The 22,232-nt window shown below is 73.6% G+C and carries 19 protein-coding genes; 11 read left to right on the plus strand and 8 right to left on the minus strand.

The window, feature by feature from the left end; translation table 11 throughout:
- Positions 1-27 precede the first annotated feature (27 nt).
- Positions 28-360 carry a ClpX C4-type zinc finger protein gene (locus ACLJPY_RS46280; RefSeq protein WP_410597363.1) on the plus strand — a complete coding sequence of 111 codons (333 nt, stop codon included), beginning with the start codon at positions 28-30 and terminating at the stop codon, positions 358-360.
- 62 nt (positions 361-422) lie between these two features.
- Here ACLJPY_RS46280 and ACLJPY_RS46285 read toward each other — a convergent pair whose 3' ends face one another.
- On the minus strand, positions 423-692 hold the full coding sequence (locus tag ACLJPY_RS46285) for a hypothetical protein (protein WP_410597364.1): 270 nt from the start codon (positions 690-692) through the stop codon (positions 423-425).
- A 142-nt stretch (positions 693-834) separates the two neighbouring features.
- On the opposite strand from ACLJPY_RS46285, the gene ACLJPY_RS46290 reads away from it, so the two are divergent.
- Positions 835-3,276, plus strand: coding sequence for a hypothetical protein (locus tag ACLJPY_RS46290; protein WP_410597365.1), 2,442 nt, complete (start codon positions 835-837; stop codon positions 3,274-3,276).
- Positions 3,210-3,860 carry a CHAT domain-containing protein gene (locus ACLJPY_RS46295; RefSeq protein ID WP_410597411.1) on the plus strand — a complete coding sequence of 217 codons (651 nt, stop codon included), beginning with the start codon at positions 3,210-3,212 and terminating at the stop codon, positions 3,858-3,860. Before ACLJPY_RS46290 ends, ACLJPY_RS46295 begins: the two co-directional genes overlap by 67 nt.
- Here the strand turns inward: ACLJPY_RS46295 and ACLJPY_RS46300 are convergent.
- Both ACLJPY_RS46300 and ACLJPY_RS46305 read right to left on the minus strand, forming a co-directional pair.
- Entirely contained in the window at positions 3,845-4,276 is a 432-nt protein-coding gene (locus ACLJPY_RS46300; RefSeq protein ID WP_410597366.1) for a hypothetical protein, read from the minus strand. The two genes, ACLJPY_RS46295 and ACLJPY_RS46300, sit on opposite strands and share 16 nt — an antisense overlap.
- Before the next feature lie 99 nt (positions 4,277-4,375).
- Complete coding sequence (locus ACLJPY_RS46305) at positions 4,376-5,470, minus strand: TIGR01777 family oxidoreductase (RefSeq protein WP_410597367.1); 1,095 nt, start codon at positions 5,468-5,470, stop codon at positions 4,376-4,378.
- 313 nt (positions 5,471-5,783) lie between these two features.
- On the opposite strand from ACLJPY_RS46305, the gene ACLJPY_RS46310 reads away from it, so the two are divergent.
- Positions 5,784-6,548 (plus strand): DUF1206 domain-containing protein, encoded by a 765-nt coding sequence (locus tag ACLJPY_RS46310; protein ID WP_410597368.1) that lies wholly within the window; start codon positions 5,784-5,786, stop codon positions 6,546-6,548.
- 28 nt (positions 6,549-6,576) lie between these two features.
- On the opposite strand, the gene ACLJPY_RS46315 is transcribed toward ACLJPY_RS46310, so the two are convergent.
- On the minus strand, positions 6,577-6,927 hold the full coding sequence (locus ACLJPY_RS46315; protein ID WP_410597369.1) for a UBP-type zinc finger domain-containing protein: 351 nt from the start codon (positions 6,925-6,927) through the stop codon (positions 6,577-6,579).
- A gap of 74 nt (positions 6,928-7,001) precedes the next feature.
- Positions 7,002-7,763 (minus strand): hypothetical protein, encoded by a 762-nt coding sequence (locus ACLJPY_RS46320; protein WP_410597370.1) that lies wholly within the window; start codon positions 7,761-7,763, stop codon positions 7,002-7,004.
- Positions 7,764-8,060: 297 nt separating this feature from the next.
- Between ACLJPY_RS46320 and ACLJPY_RS46325 the strand changes: the two genes are divergently transcribed.
- From ACLJPY_RS46325 to ACLJPY_RS46355, 7 genes are all read left to right on the plus strand, one after another.
- Positions 8,061-8,789 (plus strand): hypothetical protein, encoded by a 729-nt coding sequence (locus tag ACLJPY_RS46325; protein ID WP_410597371.1) that lies wholly within the window; start codon positions 8,061-8,063, stop codon positions 8,787-8,789.
- Between the two features lie 99 nt (positions 8,790-8,888).
- Positions 8,889-9,347 (plus strand): hypothetical protein, encoded by a 459-nt coding sequence (locus tag ACLJPY_RS46330; protein ID WP_410597372.1) that lies wholly within the window; start codon positions 8,889-8,891, stop codon positions 9,345-9,347.
- Entirely contained in the window at positions 9,344-11,080 is a 1,737-nt protein-coding gene (locus tag ACLJPY_RS46335; protein ID WP_410597373.1) for a hypothetical protein, read from the plus strand. The genes ACLJPY_RS46330 and ACLJPY_RS46335 overlap by 4 nt, the downstream gene beginning before the upstream one ends.
- A gap of 1 nt (position 11,081) precedes the next feature.
- Complete coding sequence (locus ACLJPY_RS46340) at positions 11,082-11,237, plus strand: hypothetical protein (RefSeq protein WP_410597374.1); 156 nt, start codon at positions 11,082-11,084, stop codon at positions 11,235-11,237.
- A 37-nt stretch (positions 11,238-11,274) separates the two neighbouring features.
- Entirely contained in the window at positions 11,275-11,757 is a 483-nt protein-coding gene (locus ACLJPY_RS46345; RefSeq protein ID WP_410597375.1) for a hypothetical protein, read from the plus strand.
- Between the two features lie 13 nt (positions 11,758-11,770).
- Positions 11,771-13,315: an AAA family ATPase gene (locus tag ACLJPY_RS46350; RefSeq protein WP_410597376.1), complete on the plus strand. Its 1,545-nt coding sequence runs from the start codon at positions 11,771-11,773 to the stop codon at positions 13,313-13,315.
- A 10-nt stretch (positions 13,316-13,325) separates the two neighbouring features.
- A complete protein-coding gene (locus tag ACLJPY_RS46355) occupies positions 13,326-17,234 on the plus strand; it encodes a CHAT domain-containing protein (RefSeq protein WP_410597377.1) in 3,909 nt (1,302 codons plus the stop codon).
- Here the strand turns inward: ACLJPY_RS46355 and ACLJPY_RS46360 are convergent.
- From ACLJPY_RS46360 to ACLJPY_RS46370, 3 genes are read right to left on the minus strand one after another with little or no spacing between them, the layout of a single operon-like run.
- Positions 17,215-18,369, minus strand: coding sequence for a toll/interleukin-1 receptor domain-containing protein (locus tag ACLJPY_RS46360; protein WP_410597378.1), 1,155 nt, complete (start codon positions 18,367-18,369; stop codon positions 17,215-17,217). The two genes, ACLJPY_RS46355 and ACLJPY_RS46360, sit on opposite strands and share 20 nt — an antisense overlap.
- A 15-nt stretch (positions 18,370-18,384) precedes the next feature.
- Positions 18,385-20,796 (minus strand): caspase family protein, encoded by a 2,412-nt coding sequence (locus ACLJPY_RS46365; protein ID WP_410597379.1) that lies wholly within the window; start codon positions 20,794-20,796, stop codon positions 18,385-18,387.
- On the minus strand, positions 20,793-22,220 hold the full coding sequence (locus ACLJPY_RS46370; protein WP_410597380.1) for a hypothetical protein: 1,428 nt from the start codon (positions 22,218-22,220) through the stop codon (positions 20,793-20,795). Before ACLJPY_RS46370 ends, ACLJPY_RS46365 begins: the two co-directional genes overlap by 4 nt.
- Positions 22,221-22,232 lie beyond the last annotated feature (12 nt).

Consider the following 22,232-nt stretch of genomic DNA (forward strand, 5'->3'; position numbering starts at 1 on the left):
GGTTCTCCCTGACGAAAGGTGCCGATCGTGAACCGCTGCTCCTTCTGCAGGCGATCAGCCGAGAGCGTCGACACGCTCGTGGCCGGCCCCGGTGTCTACATCTGCAACGAGTGCGTGTCCCTGTGCGCCGAGACCGTGGCCAACAAGCCGGCCGGCCTGACGCGAGCCACCCCGATCTGGGTGGGCATCGACGACGAGGCGTTGCTGGCTCAGCTACCCCGCATCGAGGCGATCCGCCACCAGGTCGACGACGATCTGCGGGCGTGGGTCGGCGAGGCTCGGCGACGCGGCATCTCGTGGGACCGGGTCGGCGCCTCGCTCGGGATGCGCCGGCAATCGGCATGGGAACGGTTCTCGTGACGCGCCGCCGGCGGGATGGTGATCCCCCGCCGAACCGTCGGCCGTCACCCGACCCGCAGCACCTAGCGGTCGGTCCGGCGGCGGACCAGCAGTGATCCGCCGCCGGTCGTCAGCGCCTGCCACGGGCTTTCGGGACGGCCGCGGGCGAGCCACACGCCCAGGAACGCCGGCCACACGACCATCGAAGCCATCTGGGTCAGGAACCACGGCAGGCTCCCGAAAATCGTGAACAACGACAGCCGGCCCCGCTGGCTGATCCCGGCGCGCGACCGGCCCACGATGACCGACGCGAACATTCCCACGAGATAACTGAGCGCGAATGCCGTTCCCATGCTGTGTTCCCCTTCTGCAACAGGATTTTGCGAGAGCGTGCGCCCCGCGGGGGTTTGTGCCCGCTAGAGTCGACGGCTGCCGCCCGGTGTTACGGCGGCGGGCAACCGGCAGCCGGCTTCACCCGATCAGCGGAGGCGTTCGATGTGGGGAAGAAAGGCACCCAGGACGTCATTCGGTTACCAGGCACCGGCCGGAGCGCGGATCGTCGGCTGGCGGTGCCACGCCGACGGCTGTCACCAAGGCGGCCGGGAAATCCCGCGCCGGTGGCCGTTCGGGTGCCCGGGCTGCGGGCACCCGGCCGACCCGGTTTTCGCCGAGCCGTGGGAACACGAAGCCCGGGGGTACGAGCTGCGCAGCCTGGCCACCTCCGCCGAGAAGAACGAACGGGAGATCGCCACCCTCGATCTGCTCGTTTGGCGCTACGAAACGGCTTTCCGCAACGGCGACCGCCCCGGCGCGCAGGCGGTGCGGGAGGAGCTTCGAGCCACCGCCGCCCGGTTGCGGGCGGACGACCCCGGCTGGAACCTGTCCGCGGCGCGGTTCCGGATGGTCGGGCTGGCGGTCGACGCCGGTGAACTCACGGCGGCCGCTCACGAAGTCCTCGCCTACTTCGAAGACGTCCGCGATCTGTCCGAAAAGGACCTGGAGCACAACGACGGCCGGAGCCAGGCGCGGCTGTTCTTCCACACCTGTCTCGTTTTCCTCGGTGACCCGCGCTCGGTCGGCCATCCGGAAGAGGCCGGCGTCACCGCGGCGATGACGAAGATCGGCGACCTGCTGCGCGCATCGGACTACCTGACGATGGACCTGGAAAACACCTACCGGGAGGCGATGCGGCTGCGGGCCGCGATGCACGGTGCGACCCGCCCCGCAGCGCCCGAGTGGGTACCGCCCGCGGTGGGGACCGGTGCGGACGCCGATCCGGCACCCGCGCCGCAAGTCCGGACCCGGCTGCAGCACGCGGCCACCGTCGTCGCCGCCGCGAAAGCCGGGACGAAGCCGGAGGCACTGGCCGCGGCGCTCGACGACATGGCGGCGCTGGTGACCGCGAGCGGCGACGCCCGGGCGGCCGGCGTGCTGGCCGACGCGGCCCTCACGGTGGCCGAGGCCCACGACGATCCCGCGCCGCTGTTCGCCGCGGCGGAGCGGCTCCCGGCCGCTTCCCCGCTCGCGCGCCTGCTGCGCGCCCGGGCCCACCTCATCGCCGGACGGCTCGAGGAGGCCGTCACCGAAGCCGGCGCCGCGTTGACCGAGCCCGGCGGCGCCCGCGGCGAAATCCGGTCCCACCTGCACGCCGTGCGCGGCTGGACGCTGGTGCAGCTGGACCCGGCCCGGCTGGACGACGGCATCGACGAGTGCCGCCGTGGCCGGGAGTCCGCCCGGGTGAAGCGGACTCCCGCCGATCTGCCGCTGGCCCGGCTGCTCGTCGAAAAGGCGTTGCACCAGGACACCCCGGTGGAGCACGCGGTTCCGCTGCTGCGGGAAGCCCGTGCGTTGGGCAGGCGGTCCGGCCCGGATGCCGGCCTGGTCGCGCAGGAAGCCGAGTCCGCGCTGGCCGTCCTGACCGGCCGCGGCGATCTCGGCCGGCGGGCGCGGGCGTGGCGGACCGCGGTGGGCCACGGCGAACGGGCGCCGGTCGCGGCCCGGCTGCGCCTGGCCACGGCGTGGGTGCGCTGGGCGCTCGGGACCAACGAAATCGAACCCGCCGCGGAGGCCTACCACCACCTGGTGTCGCTGATCCCGGACGCCATCCGGGTCCGCTACCGCCCGGAAGCGAGAACGCGGGTGCTCACCGCCCTGCGGGAACACACCGAGGAGGCGGGGTACTGGCTGGCCAGGGCCGGCCGCTTCCGCGACGCCGCGGTGGCGCTGGAGACCGGGCGGGCGGTCGCGCTGAGCACGCTGGTCGAACGCGACGACCCGCGGATGGCCGAGGCGCTGCACGAAGCCGGCCGCGGCGACCTGCTGGACCGCTACCGGCAGGCGCTCGCGGAGGTGGACGCCCACGAGCGGGCACCGGGCGGTACCGGCCACCGCGCGTGGACGGAGTTCCGGACCGTCACCCGGGAGATCGCCGACGTCATCGGGGCCGACCCGGCCCAGCCCGCGGTGGAGTACGCCGACGTCACCGCCGCGACCGGGGACGGCGCGATCGTGTACGTCGCGGCCGCCCGGGCGAGCGGCTACGCCATGGTCGTCGCGGCGCAGCACGACCCGCAGTGCGTCTGGCTGCCGGAGCTCGCCCGGGGCGCGGTCGAAGCCTGGCTCCGCGACCAGGCCGGGTACTTCGCCCGGCGCGCCCTGCGCCTCAAGCGGGACCTCGACCGGCTGTGGGCGTCCGGGCTGCGTGACCTCCTGGCGTTCTACGCGCACGGCCCGATCGTCACGCTGGTCCCCGTCGGTGTGATGACGCTGCTGCCCCTGCATGCGACCGCTCCGCACCCATTCCGGTGTCCCCGGTGCGGTACGCGCCCAACGCCCGCACCCTGCGCTGGTGCGGCGCCCGCTACGCGGCGCTGGCGGCCGAGCCGGCGACGCTCCTGGTCGTCGACGTCCCGGACGCGCCAGGCCTGGCGCACCTGACCCACGCAGCCGGTGAAGCAGCCGCGGTGGCCGCCGTCCGGCCCGGCGGGTGCACCACCCGGTCCGGGGCCACCTGGGCGGAATTCGCCCGGGTGGCCCCGGACCACGACGTCTGGCACATCGCGTGCCACGGGCACGCCGAACCGCACGCGATCATGGAAAGCCGGCTCGCCTTCGCCGACCGCCAGGTGACGATCAACGACCTGCGTGACCGCTTTCCCTTCGCACCCCGCAGGCTCGCCATCGTCTCGGCGTGCGACATGCACACGACGGGGACGGACCTGCCGAACGAAACGATCGGCCTGCCGTCGGCCTTGCTGCAGCTGGGGTTCGCCGGCGTGATCGCGGCGTCCTGGCCGGTGAACGACCGGGCCACCGCCTACCTGATGGTGCGGTTCCACCGCGAGTGGCGCCGCGGGGAAGTGCACCCGGCCGTCGCGCTCACCACGGCGCAGCGGTGGCTGAGGGACGCCACCCCGGCGGACCTGGTCGCGCTCGCCCCGGGCCTGCGGCCGCCGGACGACGGACCGCGGCCCTTCGCGCACCCGGTCTTCTGGGCGGCGTTCGCCTACACCGGCGGCTGAGCGCCGCTGTCCGGCCAGGTCCCGACGCCGTGCACTTCGTTCCACCGGAACAGCTCGTAGCCCTTCAGCATGATCTGGGGCAGGTGCCGGGCCCGTTTGACTTCGATGGCGGCGTCCAGCAGGGCGAGGGCGTCCGGGTCGCGGACGTCCGGCCCGGCCAGTTCGAAGATGAGGCAGGACGCCCCGTAGGTCGCGAACCCGGTGCGATCGCCGGCGACGGCGGCGCGGAGTTCGGCGGCGAACCCGGCCAGGTCCTGCTCGGCGAACCCGAGGAACGGCTGGATGCAGGTCGGGAAGATCTCGCCCGAGTCGACACCCGAGCCGCGGGCGTCGAATTCGAAGCGGCCCAGCAGTTCGAGGCGGCGGGCCGTGTCCGCGGGCAAGCGGGACTGCGCTCTGCGGCTGAACCAGGCCATCCCGTCGATCCCTTCCCGAGGCGGTGTCGACGAGCAGAGTCGTGGCGTGCCGCGGGCTTGTTACGCCGGGCCGGGACGCGGCACCGCGCTACCGCGCCGTCATGCCGGTTCTCCCGGGGCGGAGCCGATCAGGTCCGCCGACGGCGCGGCGGCGGTGCCGAGCAGGTGGGCGAGCGCATCGGTCAGCCTCGGGTGGCGGAACTCGTGCCCCACCGCGGTGAGCCGTCGCGGTTCGACGCGCTGGTCGGCGAACGCGAGCTCGCGGGCGCCGTCCTGGCCGAAGACCAGCCGAGGCCCGAACGGCGGCACCTTGAGCAGCGTCGGCCGCTTGAGGACGCTGCCCAGCGTGCGCGTGTACTCCTCGTTGCGCACCGGTTCCGGGCTCACCGCGTTGACGGGTCCACTGAGGACGGTGTCCGTCAGCGCCCGCAGGTAGACGTCGGCCAGGTCGTCGACGCCGATCCACGGCATCCACGGCCGGCCCGCGCCGAGCGGGCCGCCGAGCCCGGCGGCGAACAGCGGGTACTGCAGCCGCAGGAGCCCGCCGCGCGGGCTCAGGACCAGGCCGGTCCGCACCCGGACCACGCGCAGGCCCGCCGCCGATGCCGGTTCGGTGGCCGCCTCCCAGCCGGCGACGACGTCGGCGAGGAACCCCGGCCCTGGCGCGCTTTCCTCGGTGAGGACCTCGTCACCGCGGTCGGGTCCGTAGTAGCCGACCGCGGACGCCGAGACGATCACCTCCGGACCGTCGGCGGTACGGGCGGCCAGGTCCGCGAGGGCTCGCGTCGGGGCGAGCCGGCTGTCGCGCACGGCCCGCCGGTGCCGGTCGTCGAACCGGCCGGCGACCGGGACGCCGGCCAGGTGCACGACCGCGTCGACGCCGGCGAGCAGGTCCGCGGCAGGTTCCTCCGGCTGCCACGTCCGCTCGTCCGGCGTCTCGGCGGCCCGCCGCACGAGGCGGACGACCCGGTGTCCCCCGGTGGTCAACAGGGCGGTCAGCACCGTCCCGACGAGGCCGCTCGCCCCGGTCACCGCCACGGTCAGCGGTTCGTGCCGGTAGCGCCGGTGCGCGGCCAGGTCGGCGGCCAGCCGGCGGTGCCGGTAGGCGAACATCGACCGCAGGAACGCCTCGGGCACCGGCGTGTCGACGTGGTCGGTGACCGCCGGGCAGCAGCAGCTTCGCCGTGCCGTCACGGAGCGATCCGGCCTCCGCGCCGACGCGCACCGGCTGCCACGGCGGGGTGAGCCGCGTGATCGCGCCCGGCCGCGCGTGCCAGGCGAAGACGTCTTCGACCGCCGCTCGGACGACCGACCGAAAGACCTTGGCCACAATCACCTCTTGATGCACAGACGATGCAATGCGGCAAGCGTACGAGAGTCACGCCTGTTCCGCGCGATGAAGGACATCCGCTGCGCTGCAAAACCGATGCACGATCGACCGACGTAGCAGGTTCACTACGCAGACGCCTCTGGCCAAATCGGGCGGAAGTGAGTAGAACTCACCTTTATGCCCGAACTGAGAATATTCAGCCTGCTTGCCCGGATCGGGTTGACGTGCTACGCGGCGGTGCACCTGATCGTCGCGTGGCTGGCCGCGCAGGTCGCCCTGGGCGACAACGAGCGTGCCGACAAGGCGGGCGCACTCCAGATCGTCGCGGCCGAAGGCGGCGCGTGGCTGCTCTGGCTCGTCGCCGCCGGCACCGGGGTGCTGGCGCTGTGGCAGCTCCTCGAGGCGGTCACCGGCCATCGGCACGCCGCACCGCGGCGGCGGTGGGCGCGGCGGGCGGTCAGCGGTGTCGAAGTGGTGCTGTACGGCCTCGTCTCCTACAGCGCCGCGAAGACCGCAACGGGCGCTTCGGGCAAGGCCGGTTCCGTGGTCGCCGGCGTGCTGACCCGGCCGTGGGGCGCGGCCGCGGTGATCGCGGCGGGCGTCGTGGTCATCCTGGTGGCGGCGTGGCTCGCCTACCGGGGCGCCCGGAAGAAGTTCCTCCACGACCTCGACTTCGGCGGCGCGTCAGCCACCCTGCGGCGGTCGGCCACCCGCCTCGGGCAGATCGGCTGGTGCGCCGTGGGAGTCACCTACGCGACCGTCGGCGCGATGTTCGTCCTGGCGGCGGTCCGCTACGACCCCGCCAAGGCCGGCGGCTTGGACCCGGCGCTGAAGACGCTGGCCGTGCAGCCGTACGGACAGGCCCTGCTGCTGGCGCTGGCGGCGGGAATCGCGGTGTTCAGCGTGTTCGCGCTGCTGGAGGCGCGATACCGCCGCCTGTGACAGCCGCCGGCTCGAGCGCGTCCCGTGGCTACCGGTGCAGGTGCTGCGTCCAGTCCGCGGGCACGCGGTCGGCCGGGCCGGGCGCGGCTTGGGCCAGCGGACGGTGCTGCGGGCCCGCGAGCTCGGGGCCGGACTCGTACAGGACCTCCTCGCCGAAGTCCCAAAACCACTCCTCGCCGGGCTCGAAGCTGCGGGCCAGGCGGTGCCCGGTCGCCGCGGCGTGCCCGCTCGCGTGCTGGCCGGGCGAGGAGTCGCAGCACCCGATGTGCCCGCACTGGGCGCAGCGCCGGAGGTGGAACCACCAGCCCTGCGGGTCCGCGGCGTCGCAGTCCGCGCAGCCCGTGCCGCTCGGCGCCACCGAAGGGTCCACACCCTGCATGCTCACTCCTCTGCTCGGGCCGCGTACGGCCGCCACCCCACCGAAAGGCTACGGCCTGCCGGCGGGAGCGGCGATCACCGCGGTCCCGCCGTGTGCACCAGGACGTCGAGGGCCGGCTGGAGCTCCGCCCAGCGCGAGTCGCCGACCGAGGCGTAGACCGCGTAGTCGTGGTCGTTCGCGCGCCAGTACCAGCCCAGCGCGTGGCGGCGCTCGCCGGTCTTCGAGGTGAACCGGAACTCCCACACGACGTCGCCGGCGTGGTCCGAGGTCAGCTCGTCGAGGCGGAGCCGCTCGTAGTCCTTGCGGATGCCGGGCGAGGTCTGCTCCAGCTGTGCCACCGCGTCCACCAGTGACATCACCGGTGTCGGGCTGCCGCTGTACCGGATGATCGCCCCGGAGCCGTCCGGGGCGTCGGCCTCGTCCGTCGTCGCGAACGCGCCGCGCTGCACCGACCACCCGGCCGGGATGCTGACCGTCACCCCCGCCGGGCCGGTCACCCGCTGGTAGCCGTCCGGCACCGCCCCGGCCGAGTACGACGTCTCCGTCGGTTCCGTGGTCGAGGTCGACGACGACGCCGTCGTATCGGTCTGGACGTAGGTGGGTGAGTAGGTCGGGACGTAGGTCGAGTACGCGGCCGCCGCGCTGCCGGCGCCCAGGACCTGACTGTCGGGGCCGGACGGCGGCGCGGGCCGGTACGTGACCGCCGAGACGACGATGACCGCCGTCACGGCGGCGAACGCGGCGATCCCGGCACCGACCACGACCTTCACTCGGCCGGCGCGCTTGCCCTCGCCGGCTTCGGGTGGCGGTTCCTCGAAGGTTTCGGGCCGGATCACCGCGATTGGCTCCGTGGGCGGACCGTCGATCCGGGGACCCACGGGTTCCGCACGGCTCGGCGCACCGGCGGGCGCCCGCGCCGGACCCCACAACGAACCCCGCGGCGGCTCGTTCCCGGGTTCGTCGAAAACACCGGATTCGTTCACTTCGGGCACCTTTCCCCTCGGCGGCACGCCGGGTGAGCGTTTCTCAATCGAGACTTCCGGGGCGCGCCATCACCCGACACAATCGCAATCGGTTCGCGTTCTGTTTCGGTCCGGCGCCCGCCGGTTTTGGCGAACCCGCGATGGTGAGGAATGACGATCATGCCTGCCTCCTGCCTTTCCTGCGGAAACCCGCTGAGTTCGGCCGACACCGATTGCCCGTCGTGCGGCGGCCGTCCCGCCGCTTCCGCGGGCCGCGCCGCGACCGGGACGGAACCACCCCGCGTCCCCGGCAGGCTCGCGACCGGCACCGTGGTCCGCTCCGGTCCCGTCCGCCACGAACCGGTCCTCCCCCGCGGCTTCGTGTGGGCGAGCCGGATCGGAGCGGTGCTCACCGGCGCGGCGCTGGCCGTCGCCGTGCTCGCGCACGCGTCCCTCGCACCGCTGCTGGCGATCTGCGGGGCCGTCGCCGTGGTGCTCCCCGCTCTCGGTGCCGGCTTGCGGGCGACGCTGCCCGCTGCCGCCCGTGACGCCGAAACCCCCTGGTGGCCGTGGGTTCTTCCGCTGCAGGAGCGGGCGCGGGCCCGAACCGCGGACGTCGCCGACCTGGTGCTCAAGGACGTGACGGGAGCCGAACACGTCTGCGTCGTCACCGGGAAGCTGACGCCCGCCGGCCCGGACGCCGGCACCGCCGTCGAGGTCTACGGGCGGCGCGACCGCTCCGGCCGGGTGGTCGTCCGGCAGGTCGTGGTCGCCGGCACCGGCCGGGTGCTGCGGCCCCGGCTGCCCCTGGCCGGCCGGCTCACGCGGGCCGCCGCCGCTGCCACCGCCGTCGTCTGGTTCGCGGCCGCGACCGGCTTGCTCGTCCTGGCCGCCGGCTGACGCGTTGCGCCATCCGGGTGATGTCCGCGCCGGCCGTAATAGCCGCCGCCCGCGCGACGACTAGGGACGAGAAATGTCTCACCCCAGGGAGCCGGCACGGTGCCGAAACCATTGATCACCCGGCAGAACGCGACGCTTTCCGGGTCGCGGCGCGCCACGAACAGCACGACGACGACCGGCGGCAGGCTGAAATCCGGCCGCCGCTCCGAAAACTACCTGCGGGCGGTTCGCGCGCTCGACGCGTCGGGCAGCCTCAGCGCGGTGGAGATCGACGAGTTCGTCGACGGAGTGCGCCGGGAATTCGCCGACAAATACCACACGATTCCGTTCGGGATCGTGGCCGAGTGCTTTCTCGGCGAACCGTTCGAGGTGCACACCCTCGCGCTGGACGGGTCGATCATCGAGCACTACCGCCGCGGGCAGGCGCTGCCCGCGGCGCTCGAACGCGCCCGCGCCCTCGCCGTGTCACCGGCCTACCTGGCCATCGAGGTCTACCCGGACCGGCTCGTCTGCGTGCGCGCGGACGGCTCGGTCGTCCTGCTGGAAGGTGAGTCGTGAACGAGGTCATCCTGTCCCGCCAGATCAGCGCGGTCGGCCAGGCGGTCAGTCAGCTCGCCGACTCGCAGGTCGCGCTGCACCAGCAGCAGGCCGTGCTCCAGCAGTCGATCGGCCAGGTCGCCGACGCGCAGGACCGCACCCAGGGCGAGCTGCTCGGCCTGCGGGCGGAGTTCACCGAATACCGGCGCCGCGACGAGCTCCGCCACAACCTCCAGGTCGCCCACACCGAGATCATCCAGGTGCGGCAGGAACTGGAGACGGAGTTCGGGCACTTCGCCGAAGTGCGCCGGCTGGCCACCGGCGCGTTGCAGGCGCTGGACGTCGGGATCGTCACGCACGGCACGATGCGCCAGCTGTCCGAAGAGCTGATGCTGGTCACCCCGCGGTACTGGCTCGCGCCCGCGCTGGTGGCCGTCGCCGCCTGGATCCGCGACGACCCGGACCTGGCGCAGAAGGCCCTGGTGGAGACGACCCGCCGGGACAACGACAAGGCCGCCCTCTTCTTCGCGCTCGTGCTGCGCCGGCACCAGCGCAACGAGGCCACCGCGCGGTGGCTGCGCCAGTACACCGCGCGCCAGGACCCCACCGGGCTGTCCCGCGAATTCACCGTCATCCTCGACGCGGTCAGCACCGGCGCGTTCGGCCACGAGTCGAAGCACCTGGTGATGCGGCAGCTCGGCGAGTGGTACGAGCGCCTCGCCGACGACCGCGAGATCGTCGACCGGCAGGTGGACCGGTGGGCGCGCCTGCTCGACGCCGACCGGCGGCCGGTCGACCCGCGCTACACCGTGCTCCCGGCCATCAGCCCGACCTGGCCGCAGCTCAAGGAGCTCTACGAAGGCGCGACCGTGCACCGCACGGCGGAAGAGCGGTTCCGGGCGATGTTCACCGGCGAGCTGCCGCAGTCCGAGGACCTGCGCAAACGCGTCGACGACATCCTCGACGGGCTCGTCACCGGCTACGACGTCGAGGAAGCCCCGCTGCGGCGCAAGGAACACGAGCTGCAGGAGATCGTCAAGGCCGACGGCGACAAGACCAAGGCGGCCAAGGCCGTCCAGACCGCTGCGCCGCTGCACGAGGAGACGGTCGACTTCCTGACCCTGCTCAGCAACGCGGCGGTGGGCGAGCGGCGCACCGGCACCTCGCCCGGCACCCAGCGGTTCGCGGTGGCGCTGGCGAAGGACTGGATCGTCGAGGGCGCCGGACGGCTGGAGGCGGCCAACGTGGCCGCGCAGCCCGCGGCCGTCGAGTTCGCGCTCGAAGGGTGGTCGGCGCGGATCGACCAGACCACCGGCGAAGCGGACCTCGTCGCCGGCCTGGCGGCGCACATCGACGCCGAAACCGCGGCCGCCGTCGCCAAGGTGAAGTTCACCGGCCCGCCGCTGTCCGCCGCGATCATCGCCGGGCTGGTGCTGCTGGCGGCGCTGTGGGCGGGGCTGGAGCACAACGCCGGGCTCGCGGTGTTCTTCCTGCTCGGCACGGCCGCCCTCGCCGGGTGGTCCGCCTACCAGGCCCGTGCGCTGCCCGCGCGTCGCCAGGAACTGCGGCGCCAGGGCGAGCAACGCCGGGCCGTCGCGGTCGCGCAGCTGCGGGGCGGCATCGCCGAGCTGGTGGACCTGCGGGGCGAGTGGGAACGCGAACTGGCCCTCGCGGAGCCCCTGCGGGCGTACCTGAACCGGTTGAACAGCACGGCGTTCGCCGCCACGGCGCCCGGTGCGAAGCGAGGAGCGTGACATGCCCAGAGCGATGACCGGCCGTCCGGAAGACCGCGACCGTCCCGAAGAGCCGCAGGCCCGGCACGTCCTGCAGGACGACGAGGTCGCGCTGGAGCTGCCGGGCTGGGACCTGCTGCCGCCCGCGGAGTTCCTCCGACGGCGCCCCCGGAAGTGACGGCGTGCACCGGACACCCGGGCCGTACGCCGCGTGGGTGAGCTGGCTCGCGGCCTTCGGCCGGGGCGAGGACCTGCCGGCGGGCCACCTGGCACCGTTCGACGCCGAACTCGGGGCGCAGCTGGCCGAGCGGCTGGCCCGGCACGTCGCGGACGCGTTCCACGACCGGTTGCGCCGCTGGCAGGAAGCGTTTTCGCGTGACCAGCAGCTGCTGCTCGCCCAGCCGGAGCGGGCGGTGACCGTGCTCCCGGTGGTCCTGGCGGACGCGCGGAAGCGGCTCAGTCCGCTGGTGGCGTTCACCGTCCACCCCGGACTGCCGGCGGACCTGCGCACCAGTGTCGCCGACACGCTGCGGGAGACGATCTCCTCGGCGCAGCGGAGTCTCGAGGATTCCGTGCGGGACGCGCCGGTCGAGCTGCGCAACGCCGTCCGGCAGAACAGCCTCGAGCCCGCGCTGACCCGGACGGCGGCACCGGCGCCCACCGGACCGGCGCGCGGCCGCCGCGTCATCCTCGACTAGGGAGAACACACCCATGCCCAACGGGGCGGAGACGAAAGCACGCATCGAGTCGTACCTGCTCGCGCGGATCCCGTTCGTGTCCGTGCGCACGGTCGAACGCGGACGTGCGCTGGAGATGCTCGGCGAGCTGGCCAGGGAGAAGCAGCTCGACATCGTCGTGCACACGCTCAGCCAGGGCTTGCGCGACCTGAAGAACCGGCAGGTGCTGTCCGACGACAAGTCGCTGCTCGGCGCGCTCGAGCTGGCCGGAGAATGGTTCCAGGCGCGGGCGAACCAGACCGTCGTGTTCACCGACGTCCAGCACCTCGGCGACGACAACGAGATCTCACGGCGGTTCGTCGACCTCGCCCAGCTGGCCGAGGAGCACGGCGGGTGCATCATGGTGATCACCGCAGACCCGACCTGGAACACCCTGCAGCGCATGGGGATGGCGGTCACGCTGGACCTGCCGGACGTCGACGAGATGCGCGCGGAGATCGAGGACTTCCTGCACCAGTACGCGGGCGAGATCCGGATCGAGTGGGGCCCGGCGGAGTGCGAAGAGGCCGCGTCGATCCTCACCGGCGTCACGAAGATCGAGGCGCTGAACATCCTCGCCACGTTCGTGGTGCGCAAGTCCATCACCAAGGCGGAGCTGGTCGAGCTGGGCCGCGCCAAGGATTCGATCTTCAGCGAGCTGGCCGGCATCGAGCGGGTGCCGGTGCGGGCCGGCGACCACCTGGTGGGCGGGCTGGCCGGCCTGCGGCGGTGGCTGGACCGCAAGCGTCCGCTGCTCACCATGGACCTGCGCGACCGCGGGATGCGGCCGCCCCGAGGGGTGCTCCTGGTCGGCGTGCCGGGCTGCGGGAAGTCGTTGTCGGCCAAGGCGATCGCGAGCGACTGGCAGCTCCCGCTGTACCGGCTGGACATCGCGTCGGTGCTGGGCAACTACGTCGGCCAGTCGGAGAGCCGCTTCCGCGAGGCGCTCGCCACGGCCGACGCCGTCGCGCCGTGCGTGCTGTGGATCGACGAGATCGAGAAGGGCCTGGCCGGGTCGGGCACGGACAGCACCGGCGTCACGACCCGGCTGGTCGGCCAGTTCCTGTACTGGCTGCAGGAATCCCCCGCCCGGGTGTTCGTGGTGGCGACCGCGAACGACGTCCGGGCGCTGCCGCAGGAACTGCTGCGCAGCGGCCGGTTCGACGACATGTTCTTCGTGGACCTGCCGGACGCGGAGGAGCGGCGCGAGATCATCCAGATCTACCTGCGCAAGTACCTGCGGGTCCCGGTGGCGGAGGACGTGGTCGACGAGCTGGTGCGCCTCAGCGACGGCTTCGCCGGTTCCGACGTCGAAGCCGCGGTGAAGGAGATCGGCTACGAGGCGATCGCCGCGACCGACGACCGGGACGTGCCGGTCGAGTTCTACCGCGACGCGTTCCGGAACATCGTGCCGCTGGTGCGCTCGGCACCGGAACGCATCGACGAGGTCCGGCAGCTGCGCGACCGGGCCATCCCGGCGTCGGGGAAGGTCCGGGACTCGGCGGAGAAGGCCGGCTCGCGCCGCGTCGTCCTCGGCTGATGCGCCGCCGATGACCACCGGGCACCTGAGCGAAGCGGAAGTCCACCGCTGGGCGGGTGAGCTGGCCGCGCAGGTCGAGCGGGATCCGCTGGGGACGGATCCCGCGCGGACCGGGGTCTTCGGCTACCTCCTGATGGATTCGCTCGACGACTCGGCCCCCGGCTTCGCGGCCGACCTGGACACCGCGACACTCCTGCTCGAGCACGGCGTCGGGTTCGCGTCCGACGACGACCTGGCTTGCTCGTGGCGGACGGCGCTGGCCGTCGGGCACGCCTACCGGGCCGGCGCCGGCGCGACGGCGCACTGGACCGCCGCCCTCCACTGGGTACAGCAGGCGGTCGCGACCGCGCGGACGTCCGAAGAGCTCACCGAAGCGGTGCTCACCGAGGCCGACATCCACGCCGACCGGCTCGCGGCGTTGTGGGACGACGACCTCATCGCCCCGGAGACGCGCCGGAAGGAGCTCGACGGCTCGCTGTCCGCGCTCACCGCGCTGGCCGGGCGGCTGGCCGACCCCGCCGACCGGGCACTGCTCGACCTGCACCGGGCCCGGCTGTTCGGCGCGCGGTACGACCTCCTGGCCGCGGACACCGACCTGCGGCACGCGATCGCGCTGGCGGACAACGCACTGGGCGGCCTGCCCGCCGGGCACCCGGCGCTGCCGGAGGGGATGTCGCTGCTCGCCGGCCTCCACCGCGAGCGCTACCTGCAGAAGGAAGACCCCGACGACCTTCACACGGCCCTCGCCCTGGCTTCCGCGGCCGCCGAAGCCACCGCGCACGACGATCCCGAACGGCCGGAGCGCCACCTGCTGCTGGCCCGGCTCGTCCTGACCCGCCGCAGGCTGGCGGCCGAACCGGACCCCGACGACCTCGACCGGCTCATCGACAGCCTCGCCGTCGCGGTGGAAGACGCGGATCCGGTAACCGCGGAGTGGTACGGCGAAGCCCTGCTCGAACGCGGGCAGGAGACGGGTAGCGTCGCCGACCTCACCGCGGCGACGGAGTGGCTGGCCCGAGGCGTGGTGGACCAGGACCCGGCGGACGAGGACGCGTGGTACGTCTGGAGCCAGCTCGCCGCGACGCACAGCGACCTGTTCGAGCGCACAGGCGAACAGCGCCACGCCGACGCGGTCATCGAGGCGGCCACCCGCGGTCTCGAATGTCCGGTACCCGATCCGGGATTCGCCTACGAATTCCACGCTCTCCGGCTCCACGCGGCGTTGCAGGAGGGCAAGCGCCCGGATCTCGAGGAGCTGCTTGGCCGGCAGCCGGTCGGGGAGTGGGTGCGGCAGGCGCACGCGATCGTCGACGAGATCGAGGGCGAGCTGTCCGAGGAGGCGGCGTGGCTTTCCTACCGGGTCGCGACGTCCTGGTACTGCCTCATGGTGCACACCGGACACCGGGTGAGCCCGGACGTCGGCGACTTCCGCACGCTGATCGGCTCGATGAGCGCGTTGTTCCGCAACGTGCTCACCCTGGATCTGGAACCCGAGCTCCGGTCGCTGCTCGACGTGATGATCGAGTTCTACGACAACGTCCACCGCATCGTCTCCGGAGACGGGGACGCGGACTTTTCCGCCTTCCGGCGCGCGTTCGCCGAGCCGGACCTGGCGGAGACCCGCGCGTGCCTCCTCCCGATCATGGCCGGTTTGCTCCCGATGGTCGGCGTCGTCACCGGATCGTTGAGCGCACTGGACGCGGGGATGGCGCTCTGCGCGAACGTGCGCGACGACGCGACCGTGGCTCCGGAACAGCGCGCCGAATCCGCGGCGATGTACGGGTTGTTCGAAATGACCCGGGCCGTCCACACCAAAGCGGGCGTGCGAGAGATCTACGACCTCGCCCGGAGCGCCCGGGACCTGTTCCAGGCGCTCCCTCCCTCACCGGCTTCCGCTCCGATCGTCGGCTTGGTCGAGACCATCGTGCGAGCCGCCGCGCCCGTCTTCGGCGATCCGTTGCCGGACCACTCTCCCGCTCCCGCGGGTGGGTGGATCGGGCAGGTCATGGGGCCGATGGTGATCGGCGCCGAGGCGACCACGGCCATCGGGAACAAAGATGTCCCCGCACTACGGGACATCTGCGCACGCTTGTCCAGATTGGACAGTCCGGGGCACGCCGAGGAGTCGATCGTTTTCCACGGCATGAGGGCCACCACGTACGACAATCTGTCGCAGCTCGATCCGAGCGACTCCGAAGCACTGGAGCTCGCGATCGACGACTACCGGCGCTGCTTCGCCGGGATCGTCATGGACAGCAGCCCCCTGCTGGCCGAACACGCGACATCACTCGCGGCCGCGCTGCGGCGCCGCGGCCGCCCTGAAGACTTCGACGAGAGCCGGAAGCTCGCCCGTCAAGTCGTCGAAAACGCGGCTTGGCGGGTGCTGATCCAGTCCGAAAGCGAGCACGCGATGGAGATCGCGCGCACCGCGATGGACGCCGCCGACCGGCTCGCCGGCTGGTGCGTCGACGATGGTGCCGTGGCCGAGCTCGTCCAGATCGTCGACGCGCGGCGCAGTCTTGTGCTGCGGTCGGCCAACACGACGCGCTCGGTCTCCGCTCAGCTCGGCACGCTCGGGCAGGACCGCCTCGCGCTCGAATGGGAAGCCACCGGCGGCGCCGACGAACCACTGGTCCCCGAGCACGGGGGGCCGGGCGCCGGGTGGGGCGCCCTGCGGCGCAAGGTGCTCCGCGTCCTGGCCGAGGACTCCGAAGACCTGCTCAGCCCGCCCACCGTCGAGGAACTCCAGCACGCCCTGCGCGCGCAAGGCTCCGACGTGCTCGCTTACCTGCTGCCGGCGAACGAGCACCACGGATCGCTCGCCGTCCTCGTGCCCGCGGAGGGCGAGCCGGTGGTGCTCCCGCTGCCCGCGCTGGGGCAGGCCGAGGCGGTCAAGCGCTACCAGGACGCCTACTCGGCGTGGGACACCGCCGAGCACGCCGCCGGCCCCGAGTACCGGCAGTGGTGCCGCGAACTGCGCGAAGTCTGCGGGTGGGCCTGGTCCGCGGCGGCCGGTCCGCTCCTCGCCAACGCCAACGCCAACGCCAACGCCGCAGCCACCGCCACCGCGGTCGCCGGGCGTGCACCGCGGCTCGTCCTGGTCCCGCTCGGCGTGCTCGGGCTCGTGCCGTGGCACGCCGCCCACCGCGTGGTCGACGGCCGTGACCGCCACCTCGTCCAGGACGCGGTCGTCTCGTACGTCCCCTCGGGACGGCTGTTCTGCGAGGCCGTGGCGCGCCCGGACGTGAGCGGTGACCAAGCCCTGCTCGTCGGGAATCCCGACGGTGCGCTGGCGGCCGGCGGGGTCGAAGCGGTGACCGTCCGGGACTCCTGCTACCCCGGCGGCGTCTTCCTCGGCGGCACCGGGCAGCGACGGTGGTGGATCCCCGCCCCGGCCGGTCCGGGCACCCCCGGCCAGGTGCGGGAGCACCTGCGCGGCCCGCTCGGCGTGCTGCACCTCGCCTGTCACGCCGTCGCGGAGGTGGGCAGCCCCCTGCGGTCCCGGATCACCTTGGCCGGGGGCGCGCTCTCGGCGCGGGACCTCCTCGAGCTGAGCCCGGCGCGGCCCCTCGAGCTCGCACTGGTCGTACTGGCCGGGTGCACGACGCAGGTGTCCGGAGTGGACTACGACGAAGCGCTTTCGCTGTCGGCGACGTTCCTGGCCATCGGCGCCCGGACCGTCGTCGGCTCCCTGTGGCGGGTGCCCGCCGGCTGGTCCACGGCCGCGCTGATGTGGCTGTTCCACGACAACGTGCGCCGCCACGGCCTCGCGCCGGCCGAGGCGCTGCGGCGGGCGCAGCTGGCCCTGCTCGAGGAGTCGCCGTCGCTCGACGCGCTGCCGGACGCACTGCTGGAGCTGCGCCCGGCCGGCTCGATCGGCGTCGAAGGCTGGGCCGGGTTCACCCTGCAGGGGCGGTGAACAGCACGTTCAGCAGGTCCGCGGCCGCGTCCTGGGTGAAGGCGGAAAGCACGTAGTAGTCGGCGATCGCCGGGAGGAACGCCAGCGGGATCTCCTCGGGCGAGTGGCCCGGCAGGACCACCGGCAGCAGCTTCTTCGTCCACCGGTCCCGGTCGCGGTGCAGCAGGTCGGCCAGCCTGCTGTATTCGGAGCGGACGCCGCGGTGGCGCGTGGCGTCGGTGAGCTCGCCGTCGCCCACCGCGCGGTACGCCGGCGACGCCACGACGATCACGTAGTCGGTGCGCAGGATCTGGGTCGCCGTCCACTCGTCCCAGTTGCGGCGCTGCTCCAGGCCGTCCTGGTCGACGCGCACGTCGACCCCGGCCCAGACCAGCAGCCGGCACAGCTTCATGACGGCCTGCTTGTGCGCCAGGGACTCCTGCGCGTACGAGACGAACACCCGGGGCCGGCCGTCACCCGCCGGCGTGGCCGGGACCTCCGGTTCCGGTGCTTCCGGGAGCCGCACGGTGAACGCGTCCGGCTCACCGCTCGCGCGGAGGCCGAACTCGCCGTCGCTCAGGTGGTAGGCACCCCCGGCCAGCACCCGCAGCTCGGTGCGCTCCGGCGGGGTCAGCAGGACCAGCCACGCGGTGTGCGTGCCGGCGTGGACGTCGCCGGTGTGCCGCCACCGCACCCGCGGGCTCCCCAAGCCGAAGCAGGCCACCCGCGGCCCGACCGCGGGCAGCGCGATGTTGGCTTCGCTCGCGTCGGCCGCCCAGTGGGCGCGGCCCTCGGCGCGGCGGACGAAGTTGAGCTGCCCGGTCAGCTCGTAGGTGACCGCGGGCTCGGCCGCGATGACCGCGCGGGGGATCGCGTCGACCACCATCACGTCGGCGGCGTCGAAGGCGAAGTGCACTTCCGCCCAGGACGGCGGCGTTTCCCCGGCGGGCACGTCGAATTCGTAGTTGACCCGCACGAGGTAGGCCGCGTGCCCGGCGAAGCCGGCCGGCAGTGGGTCGATCCGGTGCAGCTGCCAGCCGGAGAACCGGATCAGGCCGATCTCGATGCCGTCGGGGGCCAGCTCGACGGATCGCACGAGGGCATCGAGGAACAGCGGGACGCTGCCCGCCGTCCGGCGGTCCGGTGACGTACGCACGGTTCCTCCCGAAGGTCATCGAGTTTCTTCGACCACGCAACGGAAGGAGATCCGCCCCGTGGTCCCCGTCCCCGGCCGTCCGGCGCCGAACCGCTCGTGGCTCAGCAGCGTCGTCCGGTACAGCCCGGCACAGCCGTCCGACGCGGCCCGGAGCGCGGCGTCGGCGGCGTTGACGGTGTTCGTGGTGAAGCGGGCGCCGGCCAGCGCCGCCGGCTCGCGCACTGCCGGCTCGGGTCCGGCGGGCCACTGGTCCAGGAGTTCCCGCAGCGAGCGGTCCCCCGGCTCGCCGGACGACGCCCACACGGCGATGTCGAGGTAGCCGGTCACCGGCCCGTGGTAGACCGGCAACTCGTCGAGCTGCGGCGCCGGCAGGTACGTGGTCCGCTCGACGTGGACCGGTTTCCCGTCCGGCCCGCCGGTGAGGACCAGCACGTCCAGCCGGACCCCGGGTTCCGCGCAGACGTCACGCAGGCCGACCGCCACGTCGGCCGGCTCGCCGGTCCCGGAACGCCACAGCCACGCCGAGGTCTCCGGTCGTTCCTCGACCTCGAAGCGGGCGGTGCCGGCGGGCAACGCGGGCGCGGGGACCAGCTCGAAATCGATGGTGCGCACCGCGAAGCCCACTGCGCGACCCTGGTCCCTCGAGCCGGCCAGCGCGCGGAGGCTCCGGCCGAGGGCCGACCCGGCCAGCAGCGGCGCCGCCCGGACGCCGTCCTGTTCGAGGACACGGGCGTCGACCGGCCGGGACGTCACCAGCACGACGATCGTCTCCGGCCGGGGCACCTCGCGGGGCAGGTCGGCGGGCCAGCCCAACTCGACCCCGCGGAGCGCGCCGGTCAGGTCGTTGCCGCCGAAGGTGTACTGCCCGCCGAGGGTCAGCCGGACGCCGCTGGGTGATGACGGGTTCAGGAACGAGATACCGGACGAGACGCCGATGTCGAGCAGGGAGACGTAGACGGGATCCGGGCTTTCGTTGCGCACGCGGACGTAGACCCGCTGGTCCACGTGCAGCACGGCCCCGGACGTCGACAGCGGAACGGCCCGGCCGGCTTCGACGCGGCCGAACTCGATCGACACGGGCAGGGGCAGCGCTTCGGCCGGGACCTCGCTCAGGCAGCGCAGCGCACGGGCCCGCGCTATCCGGGTCAGGTCCCGCACGACCCGGCGGACGCCGTCCGGCCCGGCCGGGCGGGACGACCGGTGCAGCGGCCCGATCCCGTCCCGCACGACCAGGCCCCCGGCGTCGTCGCCGCCGACCTCGGCGGGGCAGTCGTCGCCGGGCTCGCCGACGCGCAGCAGCGGAGCCTCCTCGATGGCCTTGGCCAGGGGGATCAGGTCCGGCGCCGCGGCGCTCAGCCGGACCGGCATCGCCGGCACGACCGTGCGCAGCGGGTGGGCCCGCGCGCCGATCGGCAGTTCGGTCACCGGCGGCCGCGCGCGCAGGTCGCCCCAGGCGGCGGCCAGGTCCACCCGGTCGACCCGCACCTCGCCGATCCGCTTGCCCTCCGGACCGGCGGACTCCCCGGGTACGACGGCGAACTCGTCACCGGGCACGACGCCGAGCAGCGCGGCCCCGCTGAGGCGGACGCGGCCCGCCACGACGGCCGCGGGCAGGGCCGCGACCGGGTCGGCCTCGGCCACGTCGAACAGCAGCCGCCGCGCCGGTCCCTCGGCTTCCGGCCGCTGGACGGGCAGCAGCGCGAGCACCCGCCGCCGCACGCGGTCGACGACCGTCGCCCAGGAGACCGGCACCTCGGCGCCGTTCGCCTCGGCCAGGGTGCGGACCAGCACGTCGGTCAGCAGCCCGGTCCGGACCCCGTCGGCGTTGACGTATTCGTACGCGGACTGCTCCGGCGCGCACGCCACGATCCGCACCGCGTCCGGGTTGCCGGGCGGGTGCCACCGGGCGAGCCACTCCTCGTCGCGCCGCAACCGGCCGAGGTGCGCGGCGATGTGCTCGTACGGCACGGGCGCGGACCGCGCTTTGGCCACCTTCTCGCGGTCGCGGGACATGTGGGCGGCGTGGCAGCTGTCGAGCACCACCGTGACGTTCTTCGTCTTCGCCGTCAGCTGCGTGAGCAGGAGCGACAGCTCGAACGCGGTGATCCCCCGGAAGTCGTCCTCTGTGGACTCGTCGTAGTCGGCCGGCTCGATGTACTGGACGGACTCGCCGGCTTCGGCCGTGCTGCGCCCGCCGTGACCGGAGTAGTAGACGACGGCCGCATCGCCTTCGCGGGTTCCGGCGATGAACCGCGAGTAGGCGCCGAGGATGCCGGCGCGGGTCGCGGCGCTTCCGACGCACGTCGTGCTGGTGAACCCCCACTCGCGCAAGGCACCGGCCATCGCGGCGACGTCCCGCTCGACTCCCGTCAGCCGGCCGGTCTGCGCGCCGATGAGCAGCGCCCGGCGCGCTCCCGCCGCGGTCATCCGGCGGCCTGGGCGGCCGCCTGCAGCGCGGTCCGCCACGGGTAGTCCGGGGGCACCGCGGCGCGCTGGAATTCGGCGACGGCTTCGGCGGCCCGGCACAGGCACCGCAGGGCGTGCAGGGCGGCGAGCTCCGAGGCGTCGGCGACACCGGCCGCGATCTCGGCGTCGACGCGGTCGGCGAATCCGCCCGCGATGTGCTCCAGCGGGCCGCCGAACGGCCGCTGCCGGTCCAGGAACGCGCCGAGGGACAACAGCATCGCCGTGGCGGCCGGGTCACCCGCGGGCAGGGCGCGCACCGCGGCCAGCAGGCTTTCGGCCCCGGCTTCCGCGTCGGCCCGGTCGCCGTCGTCGTCGAGCCGGTCGCGCAGGTGCAACGCCACCGCGAGGACGAACCGGTCGACCGCGGTGCCGTCCGCTTCGACGACCATGGTCGCGAGCGCGACCAGGTCGTCGACGACGTCGATCGCCGGCTCGGGGCCGTCCGGCCGGAGCAGCTCGGCGGCGTGCGCCCAGACGGGCCGCGCGGGATCCTTCCGGCCGAGCTTCTCCGACAGCGAGCTCCGCAGCTGCTCGACGTCGGCGGGTTGCGGCGCGGCCGGCGGCTTCGGCGCGGCCGGCGGCTCGGCCGGTCCGGCCTCCTCCACGACGGCGACGGGCCGGTCGAGCGGCGCGGTCTCCATGACGGACCGCATGTCGGCGAACGAGAAGAAGGAGTCCGTGCCCCGGCGGCCCTGGCCGGCACCGCGGAGCTCGCCGAGACGGCCCTGCAGCTCCTGCATCTTCGCCATCGCGCCCATCATCGCCTGCAGGTCGATGCCGGCCCCGCCGGTTCCGCTCACCATCGTCTGCATGATCTCGGCCACGGCCAGCATCGGTTCCGCGCCCCGCCGGACGTCGTCCGAGGACGGCCCTTCGGCGAGCACCTGGCGGAAGCAGCTCACCGCGCGGTCGACGTCCGCTTTGACGTCCGCGGGAACGCCACCGGTCACGAGCTGCATCGCCGCTCCCGGGGTCCGGAAGAGCTTGAGGACCTGGCTGAGGCTCAGCTGCCCGAGCTGGACCCGGCACATTTCGCGGTGCACCCGCGCCAGGTGCGCCGAGTCCAGCGCCTCGGCCAGCACGCGCAGCCCGGCCTCCCGGTCGCGCTCGTCCTCGGTGTGCAGGCTGTAGCGCGCGCTCAGCAGCGGGCCGAGCTGGGCGGCGAACTGGCCGCGCAGGTTGTCCCCGGGCTGCAGGTGCTCCAGGCACTCCTCCCAGGCGGCGATCGCGCCGTCCAGGTCGGGCAGGCCCTCCGGCCGCCCCGGGCCCACCCGCCAGTACTGCTGGGCGAACTCCTGCGCCAACCGCGCCAGCGAGGTCAGCCGGGCCGGGCCCGTCAGGTCCGCCAGCTCGGCCCGCAGCCGGGTGATCGTCTCTGCGGTCAACGGTTCGTCCTT

This window comes from Amycolatopsis sp. lyj-23 (genome assembly GCF_046549135.1).
Lineage (GTDB): Bacteria > Actinomycetota > Actinomycetes > Mycobacteriales > Pseudonocardiaceae > Amycolatopsis.